Origin of the sequence: Bradyrhizobium sp. NAS80.1 (genome assembly GCF_001908205.1) — a bacterium.
In the GTDB taxonomy this organism is placed as follows: Bacteria; Pseudomonadota; Alphaproteobacteria; order Rhizobiales; family Xanthobacteraceae; genus Bradyrhizobium.
Genome location: NZ_LGHL01000293.1, coordinates 1 through 7,857, shown reverse-complemented (window position 1 = coordinate 7,857; position 7,857 = coordinate 1). Strand labels below are relative to the sequence as shown.

Below are 7,857 nucleotides of genomic sequence, written 5' to 3'. Positions count from 1 at the left end.
ACGCGATCTGCCGCCAGGCCATGCCTGGACGGACGCGAGCACGGCGTCATCATGGCAGACGCCGACGATCCGAACGGCGCAAACACAGCCGTCATTTAATGGTTGCTACAATTTCGGTGGGGCCGCGTTGACGTCCTCCCACTCTGGCGCCAATCTTCCTAAAAACAAGTCGGGAGGATCAGCCATGCTCCGCGCCGAGGACAACAAGTTCCTGACCGAGTCCGGCCTGGGAACGGGAATGGGCGAATTGTTGCGCCGGTTCTGGATTCCTGTGCTTCTGTCCGAAGAACTTCCCGAGCCCGACGGAGAGCCGAAGAAGATCATCGTGCTCGGCGAGGAGCTGCTCGCCTTCCGTGACACACGCGGCGTCGTCGGCGTGATCGACCAGCACTGCCCGCATCGCGGCGCCAATCTCTGGCTCGGGCGCAACGAGGAATGCGGCATCCGCTGCGTCTATCACGGCTGGAAGTTCGACACCGACGGCGCCTGCGTCGACATGCCGACCTCCTATCCCGATCTCAACGCCAAGGACCTCATCCGCATCAAGTCCTATCCGGTGCGCGAATGGGGCGAGATGATCTGGGCCTATATGGGGCCGGCCGACGTCATGCCCGAGCTGCCCGATCTCGAAATGGCGCTGCTGCCGGCTTCGCACCGCTACGTCAGCAAGAAATGGCAGGATTGCAACTGGGTGCAGGCGCTGGAAGGCTCGATCGATACCGCGCATTTCACCTTTGCGCATCTCGCCTTCGACAAGGAGGAGAACGAGATCCTGGATATCAAGAAGCACTTCGTGAATCCGCTGATACGCATGAGCACGGATCACATGCGCTGGATCGCGGAGGATCCGCGCCCGATCATCAAGGTCACCCCGCATGAAGCAGGTTTGACCATCGCGGGCGGCCGGCTCACCGGCAGCGACAACATCTACTGGCGCATCGCGCAATTCCTGATGCCGTTCCACGCCTATGCGCCGAGCGCGATGCCGGGCGAGAACATCTTTGGCCAGACTTTCGTCCCTGTCACCGACACCAATTGCTGGATCTACACCTATGCCCGGAATCCGGAGCGGCCGCTGACGCAGGCCGAGCGCGACGCCTTTGACCGCGGCAATGGCGTGATTGCGGAGGTCGATGCCAATTACGTGCCGCTGCGCCACAAGGGCAACGACTACCTGATCGACCGCAAGCTCCAGAAGACCAGGAGCTACACCGGCATCAAGGGTGTCTCCGAGCAGGACGCCGCCGTGCAGGACAGCCAGGGCCCGATCGCGGACCGCACCCGCGAGCATCTCGGCCCGACCGATCTCGGCATCATGCATTTCCGGAAGGTCGTGATGGATCTGGCGCGGGCGCTGCAGCAGGGCGAGCCGCCGCCGCAGGCCGCGCATCAGGATCGCTACGCGGTTCGCTCGGGTGCCTGTGTCACCAGCAAGGCCAAGGACCTGCCCGCGGTGATGCTGGAACGTTTTGGCGATGTCGCCGGCTTCGTCGGCCGGCCGCGGATCGCGGCAGCGGAGTAGGACTTGTCGCTGGCGCGGAGCATCGTCGCAATGCTCGCGGTGTCGCTTGCTGCGCTACTGCTCCCGTCGATCGATGCGGGTCGTGCCGCACCGGTGCGGAAGGTCGCGAAAGCCAGATTCAGGCCCGCGCCCGCGCCGGAGAAATGCGAGCCGCGAAAATTCCGGATCATCCTGGATGTCGGGCACACCGCGGAAGCCTATGGCGCGACGAGCGCGCGCAACGATACAGAGTTCGGCTTCAATCTGCTGCTGGCGAAGCTGATCGGCGAGAGACTGAAGTCGGCGGGCTTTGCCGCGACCCGGGTCCTCGTCACGGACGGCAAGGCGAGGCCGAGCCTGTTCAAGCGTGCCGCTGCGGCTAATGCCGCGCGCGCCGATTTTGTCCTGTCGATCCATCACGATTCGGTGCCGGACAAGCTGCTCGAGGAATGGGAGTTTGAAGGCGCGAAGAGCTACTTCAGTGACCGATTTGGCGGTCATTCGCTGTTCGTGTCCGAGCGTAACCCGCACTTCCGTGCCAGCCTCGCCTTCGCCCGGCTGCTCGGCAAGGAATTGAAGCAGCGCGGCCTCCAATACGCCAGCCAATACACCCTGCCGCTGATGGGGCGCTATCGGCGCCAGCTGCTCGACAAGGACGTCGGCGTCTACCGCTTCGACGAGCTCATCGTGCTGTCGCGGACGAACAGCGCCGCAGTTCTGCTCGAAGCCGGCTCCATCATCAACCGCGACGAAGAGATGGCAATGAATTCGCCGGAACGGCAGGAACTGATTGCGTCGGCAGTGACCGCGGCGATGGGCGAGTTCTGCGAGAGGCGGTAGCTTGCTCCGCCGTTTCAGCGTTCGTCATTGCGAGCGCAGCGAAGCAATCCAGGCTGCCGCCGCGGAAAGATTCTAGATTGCTTCGCTGCGCTCGCAATGACGAGAAGCTACAGCGGCGTCTTCCGATACTCCCGGTTCGCCAGGCTCGCCTCCTCGAGATCCAGATCCCGCTCGATCCGTCGCCGCGTCTCGTCGGTGATCTGGCCGTCGCGCAGGAGGTCGTGGATGAACTTGCGTTCGGCGACGATCAGGTCGCGGGTCAGCGCGGTGCCCGCGGCGGAGACGTCATGGTGGTCGGGGTCGAGTGAATCGGGAAGCTGATTGACACGGATCTCGTGGCGCGCGCGCAGGAGCCGCATGACCTCCTCGGATACTTCCTTCTCCTCGGTCAGCGCGTCGAGCGACTTCAGCGCGGCGTCGAGGGCCTGGCGGCGCGCAATGATCTCGGCCTCGTGCTCGGCGACATGCTCGTTGCGGCCGGCCTCCGCGATGCCGAGCCATCGCACCACCGGCGGCAGCGTCAGGCCGACGCCGATCAGTGTGATGAAGATGACGCCGAAGGCGACGAACAGGATCAGGTCTCGGTATGGGAAGGCCTCGCCGCCCGGCAGCGTGAACGGCAGCGCCAGCGCTGCCGCCAGCGACACGGCGCCGCGCACGCCGGTGAACGCGAGCACGAACGGCCATTGCCATGGCGGCGACGGATCGCGCGCGCGGAGCGACTTGCTGATCATCCGCGGCAGATAGGTCGCAGGATAGAGCCAGGCGAAACGCGCGAGAACGATGATGACCACGACCACAGCGGTCGCGATCATGATGTCGTCGAGCGGGAACGCCTTCGACTTCTCGTAGAGCGCGCGCATCTGGAAGCCGGTGAGGAGGAACAGCACCCCCTCGATCAAATAGATCACGAGGTCCCAGAAGAAGACGCCCTGCAGGCGCGTCGACGCGGAGATCAGCAGCGGTCCGTTCCAACTCACATAGAGGCCGCAAGCGACGGTCGCGATCACGCCGGAGCCGCCGACATGCTCGGGCAGCCAGTAGGACACGTAGGGCGTGATCAGCGACAGCGTCAGCTCGACCTGCGGGTCCCTGGACCATTTGCGAAAGCGGAGGGAAAGCCAGCCGACGCCGATGCCGAAAGCGATCTCGCCGGCGACGATGAGGAAGAATTCGCCGGCAGCCAGCGGCAGCGAGAAATGCCCGACCAGGATTGCGGCGAGCGCGAAGCGGTAAAGGATCAGCGCGGTGGCGTCGTTGGCGAGCCCCTCGCCTTCAAGGATGACCAGGAGCCGGCGCGGCATGTTGAGCCGGCGCGCGATCGCGAGCGGCGCCACCACGTCGGGCGGCGCGACGATGGCGCCGAGCAGGAAGCCGATGGTCCAGGGCAGGCCGATCAGATAGTGCGTTGCGGCCGCCACCATCGCCGCGGTGAAGATCACCGCGCCGACCGCAAGCAGCACGATCGGCCGCAAATTGTTCCTGAACTCGCGCCAGCTCATCGCGACGCTCGCCGAGTAGATCAGCGGCGGCAGCACCATCAGCAGCACCAGTTCCGGCGGCAGCTCGACCGGCGGCATGCCCGGCACGAAGGCGAGGCCGACGCCGGATAGCATCAGGAGAATGGCGGGCGCGATGTTGAAGCGGCGGGCGACGAGCGCGGTACCCGCCAGCACGGCGAGCAGGATGAGAAAGGTCTGAAATTTCGCTGCGATCATGGCCTGACTTCACCCGGAAGCGGCCGCAAGGTCAATGCGGGGTCGCTTACGCCAGCCGTTCGGCCACCATGCGTCCGATGCGCGCGAACACCGCCTCGATCTGCGCCGCATTCGGGGTGCCGCCCTGGGTATAGGCCGCGATCAGGATCGGCGTCTCGGGCTTGTTATCGGGCTTGGGCCAGGCGACCGCGATATCGCCCGATGCGTCCTTGCCGTTATTGCCGGTCTTGTCGCCGATCTTCCAGCTTATCGGCAGTCCGCCGCGCAGCCGGTTCGCGCCGGTCTTGCAATTCACCATCCAGTCGGTGAGCTGCGTGCGCGATGCCGGCGACAGGCTTTCGCCAAGCACCAGTCGGCGCAGGTTCCCTGCCATCGCCGCCGGCGTCGTGGTGTCTTGGGGATCGCCAGGCGGCGAGCGGTTGAGTTCGGGCTCGTTGTGGTCGAGCCGCGAGGTGGTGTCGCCCAACGATCGCCAGAACGCCGTGAGCGCGGCGGGGCCGCCGATCCGCGCCAGCAGCAAATTGGCGCAGGTGTTGTCGCTGAGCTCGACAATCGCCTTGCACATTTCGGCGACCGACATCTTGCCGGTTGCGAGATTTTGCTTGGCAGCCGGCGCATGGCTGAGCAGGTCAGCCTGGCCATAAGGGATCATGCTTGCAAGCTGCTCTTCGCCGCGATCGACCCGCGCCAGCACGCAGGCCGCGAGTGAGGCCTTGAATGTCGAGCACATGACGAACCGCTCGTCGGCCCGCCAAGCAAGCTTCGCGCCGGTCGCAAGGTTCTCCGCGTAGACCCCGATCCGTCCGCCGCTCTCGCGCTCATAGCTGGCGAGTTCGGGCGGCGCCTCAGCGGCGAGTGCAGGAGAAGCGGCCATCCAGCACAGGGAGGCGAGCAGGGAACGGCGATCGAGCAGCATGGAGACCTTCGAGTAGGATAGAGGGGAAACGCGGTGCCTCCGCATCGTCATTGCGAGCGTAGCGAAGCAATCCAGCCTATCACCGCAGAAAAATTCTGGATTGCTTCGCTTCGCTCGCAATGACGGCGAATGGGAGGTGGGCGCGCCCGATTTCGGACAGCGAAGGTTAAGATCCCCCTTACTCCCTCAGGTCATACCGGTACGACTTCGACACGATCTGCCAGCCGTCCGCGAGCTTCATCGCCACCAGATAGTCGGTGAAAAAGCGCGGCGGCAGCTGGCACCTGACCTTAATGAAGGCGGTCTTGTCATCCGATCGGTCGATGGTGACGATGAAATCCTCGCGCGGCTTGCCTTCGGCCTTGGCGGAGGCGCGCTTGCGGACGCGGTCGAGCCAGTCGGGCACGGTCAGAACCTGAAGCTCGCCCTTCTCGACCCAGCGCAAATCGGCCGAGGGGTGGAAGATGGCGCCGAGCTTTTCGGCATCGCCCTCGTAAAGTCCGTCGAAATAGGATTGCACGACGGCTTCGACGCTCGCACGGTTCTGGCTCATGGGTCATCCCTTTGCATGATGGCTTGGGCGAAACTTAGTCGTAGACATCAAATTGCGCTATGGGTGTTCGTATCATTTGCGCGAGGACATCGTGATGCCCGGATCAGAGAATTCGAACGCTCGCATCCTGACCGGCGAATGCTACTGCCGCGCGGTGCGCTACGAGGTGGCGGGCGCGTTCTCCTATGCCATGAACTGCCACTGCTCGAACTGCCGCCGCACCACCGGCTCCGCCTTCAAGCCGTTCGCCGGCATCGAGCAGGAAAAGCTTCGAGTCGTTAGGGGTGAGGACCAGCGCATCATCTTCGGCGACGACACGACCCATGACGCTCACTGCGCCCGCTGCGGCTCGCTGCTTTATTCCCGGGTACGCGAGGGAAAATGGGTCCATGTCGCCATGGGGACCCTGGCCGACGCCCCCTCGATCCGGCCGACCGCCCACATTTTCGTTGGTTCGAAGGCGCCTTGGCATGAGATTACGGACAATCTGCCGCAGTATCGGGGGCACATCGGTGATGGCTAGGGGAACCCGGTCCGGGACGCGAATTTGCCGGCGAACCGCGACCGGACTGGCGCGACAAACCGAATGGGACTTTCAGTTTGTCGTCGGCGTCCCCTCGGTGACCTCCATCACAAGCGCCGGCGGTGGATTTTGCTAAGTTAGTCCCAAAGGGGTCCGAACGGCCCTGAAAATTTCGGAAGCTGTGCCATGCGCAATTTGTTGAGACTTTGCCCGCTTCTGCTCGCTCTCCCGCTGCTGTTCGGCGCCGAACCCGCGTTTGCCGGCAAGCGCGTGGCGCTGGTGATCGCCAACTCGGCCTATCAGCACGCGCCGTCACTCGCCAATCCCGTCAACGATGGCACGGTGATGGCCGTGACGCTGAAGGGGGCCGGCTTCGACATCGTCGAGTCCCGGCACGATCTGTCGGCGCTGGACACGCGGCGTGTGCTGCGCGAATTCGCCGATGCAACCCGCGATGCCGATATCGCCGTGGTCTACTATGCCGGCCACGGCATCGAGGTCGAAGGCTCGAACTATCTGATCCCGGTCGATGCCAAGCTGGAGCGCGATACCGACGTCTACGACGAAGCGCTTTCCCTCGACCGCGTCCTGGTCGCGGTCGAACCCGCAAAGCAGCTTCGCCTGGTGATCCTCGACGCCTGCCGCGACAACCCGTTCGGCAGGACCATGAAGCGCACCATCGCCTCGCGCGGCATCGGCCGCGGCCTGGCCCAGGTCGAACCGACCAGCCCCAACACGCTGATCGCCTATTCGGCCAAGGCCGGCTTCACCGCACAGGACGGTGACGGTGCCAACAGCCCCTTTGCGATTGCCTTGTCGAAGCATCTGGCGACGCCGGGCCTCGACGTCCGCCGCGCCTTCGGCTACGTGCGTGACGATGTGCTCAAGTCCACGGGCAACAAGCAGGAGCCGTTCGTGTACGGCTCGCTCGGTGGCGAGGACGTGCCGCTGGTGCCGGTCAAGGCGACGGCAGCGCCTGCGTCTGTGCTGAATCCGCAAGCCGACATCCGCCGCGATTACGAGCTCGCGCTTCAGGTCGGCAACAGGCCGGCGTGGGAGGCGTTCCTCGCCCAGCATCCCGACGGTTTCTATGCCAGCCTCGCCAAGCTCCAGCTCGAAAAAATTGGAGCCGAGCAGGCCCATGCGGCGGCGACCGAGAAGGCGAAGCAGGCCGAGGCCGAACGCGATCGTCTCGCCGCCCTTGGCGCGCAGAAGGATGCGCAAGCCAAGGCTGCAGCCGATGCAAAGGCCGCCGAGCGGGCGCAGCTCGCTGCGCAGAAGGCGAAAGAGCAGGCGCAGCAGCAGGCCGCTGCCGCCGAGCAGCAGCGCGTCAACCTCGCTGCGGCGGCGCCGAGCGCTGCGCCGGCCAGCACGGCGAGCCCGGCCGGCACCAACGTCGCCTCGCTGACGCCTGCGACGACGCCGGCTGATCTCAGCCGCTCGGTGCAGATCGAGCTCAGCCGCGTCGGCTGCTTCTCCGGGCAGGCCGACGGCAACTGGAATACGTCCTCGCAGCGGTCGCTGTCGCAGTTCAACCGCTATGCCGGCACCAAGCTCGACGTGAAGGTGGCCAGCACCGACGCGCTCGATACGGTCAAGGCCAAGCCGTCGCGCGTCTGTCCGCTGGTTTGCGAGCATGGCTTCAAGGTCGACGGCGACAAGTGCACCAAGATCGTCTGCGGCAACGGCTATCTCCTGAACGACGACAACGAGTGCGAGAAGAAGCGGACCGCAAAGCCCGCAACCGCCAAGCGCGACGACAGCGAGGAGCGTCCCGCGCTGCAGCGTCGCCAGGCCGGCGGGGCG

7 protein-coding genes are annotated in these 7,857 nt (G+C 65.0%); 4 read left to right on the top strand and 3 right to left on the bottom strand.

The window, feature by feature from the left end:
* Positions 1 to 184: 184 nt before the first annotated feature.
* Together AC629_RS41865 and AC629_RS41860 are read left to right on the top strand one after the other, a co-directional pair.
* The gene (locus AC629_RS41865) at positions 185 to 1,522 is read left to right on the top strand and encodes a Rieske 2Fe-2S domain-containing protein (RefSeq protein ID WP_084810484.1); all 1,338 of its coding nucleotides are present in this window, start codon (positions 185 to 187) and stop codon (positions 1,520 to 1,522) included.
* Between the two features lie 30 nt (positions 1,523 to 1,552).
* On the top strand, positions 1,553 to 2,341 hold the full coding sequence (locus tag AC629_RS41860; protein WP_084810487.1) for an N-acetylmuramoyl-L-alanine amidase: 789 nt from the start codon (positions 1,553 to 1,555) through the stop codon (positions 2,339 to 2,341).
* 107 nt (positions 2,342 to 2,448) lie between these two features.
* Here the strand turns inward: AC629_RS41860 and AC629_RS41855 are convergent, their stop codons facing one another.
* The 3 genes from AC629_RS41855 to AC629_RS41845 form a co-directional block, all read right to left on the bottom strand.
* Positions 2,449 to 4,059 (bottom strand): Na+/H+ antiporter, encoded by a 1,611-nt coding sequence (locus AC629_RS41855; protein ID WP_143199875.1) that lies wholly within the window; start codon positions 4,057 to 4,059, stop codon positions 2,449 to 2,451.
* Between the two features lie 46 nt (positions 4,060 to 4,105).
* Positions 4,106 to 4,975 (bottom strand): class A beta-lactamase, encoded by an 870-nt coding sequence (bla, locus tag AC629_RS41850; protein ID WP_084810483.1) that lies wholly within the window; start codon positions 4,973 to 4,975, stop codon positions 4,106 to 4,108.
* Between the two features lie 178 nt (positions 4,976 to 5,153).
* Complete coding sequence (locus AC629_RS41845) at positions 5,154 to 5,528, bottom strand: nuclear transport factor 2 family protein (protein ID WP_074122128.1); 375 nt, start codon at positions 5,526 to 5,528, stop codon at positions 5,154 to 5,156.
* A gap of 94 nt (positions 5,529 to 5,622) precedes the next feature.
* Between AC629_RS41845 and AC629_RS41840 the strand changes: the two genes are divergently transcribed.
* Positions 5,623 to 6,051, top strand: a complete 429-nt coding sequence (locus AC629_RS41840) for a GFA family protein (protein ID WP_084810485.1) — start codon at positions 5,623 to 5,625, stop codon at positions 6,049 to 6,051.
* A 186-nt stretch (positions 6,052 to 6,237) separates the two neighbouring features.
* On the top strand, positions 6,238 to 7,857 hold a 1,620-nt coding region (locus AC629_RS41835), incomplete at its 3' end, for a caspase family protein (protein WP_084810482.1).

What these genes read in the sequence shown, in the direction of transcription:
- AC629_RS41865 (WP_084810484.1), top strand. Translation starts at nt 185, where the DNA reads ATGCTCCGCGCCGAGGACAACAAGTTCCTGACCGAGTCCGGCCTGGGA.
- AC629_RS41860 (WP_084810487.1), top strand. Translation starts at nt 1,553, where the DNA reads ATGCTCGCGGTGTCGCTTGCTGCGCTACTGCTCCCGTCGATCGATGCG.
- AC629_RS41855 (WP_143199875.1), bottom strand. Translation starts at nt 4,059, where the DNA reads ATGATCGCAGCGAAATTTCAGACCTTTCTCATCCTGCTCGCCGTGCTG.
- bla (WP_084810483.1), bottom strand. Translation starts at nt 4,975, where the DNA reads ATGCTGCTCGATCGCCGTTCCCTGCTCGCCTCCCTGTGCTGGATGGCC.
- AC629_RS41845 (WP_074122128.1), bottom strand. Translation starts at nt 5,528, where the DNA reads ATGAGCCAGAACCGTGCGAGCGTCGAAGCCGTCGTGCAATCCTATTTC.
- AC629_RS41840 (WP_084810485.1), top strand. Translation starts at nt 5,623, where the DNA reads ATGCCCGGATCAGAGAATTCGAACGCTCGCATCCTGACCGGCGAATGC.